1 protein-coding gene is annotated in these 263 nt (G+C 55.5%); it reads left to right on the top strand.

What is annotated here, in order from left to right; genetic code table 11:
- Positions 1-238, top strand: a 238-nt coding sequence (locus FLQ44_RS23080) for a sensor histidine kinase (protein ID WP_147696197.1), incomplete at its 5' end; no start/stop codon positions are given.
- Positions 239-263 lie beyond the last annotated feature (25 nt).

Genomic DNA, 263 nt, shown 5'->3' with positions numbered 1-263 from the left:
GGGCGATCGCATCGTCATTCGCATCCGCGATAACGGACCTGGGATTTGCGAGGATGCGCGGCGACGATTGTTTGACCCCTTCTATACAACCAAGCCTGTTGGCGCAGGAACTGGGCTAGGACTGTCAATCAGCTATCAGATTATTACAGAAACGCACGGCGGCAGCTTAGACTGCGTTTCTGCTCCGGGTCAAGGGGCAGAGTTTATCATTCAAATTCCCGTGCGCATGGCGGCGTGATTCTGTCTAGGGAGCCAGCCGATCG

Origin of the sequence: Vogesella mureinivorans (assembly GCF_007644035.1) — a bacterium.
Classification (GTDB): domain Bacteria; phylum Pseudomonadota; class Gammaproteobacteria; order Burkholderiales; family Chromobacteriaceae; genus Vogesella; species Vogesella mureinivorans.
The sequence above is the reverse complement of the archived record's forward strand: the minus strand, read 5'-3'. Positions and strand labels throughout refer to the sequence as shown.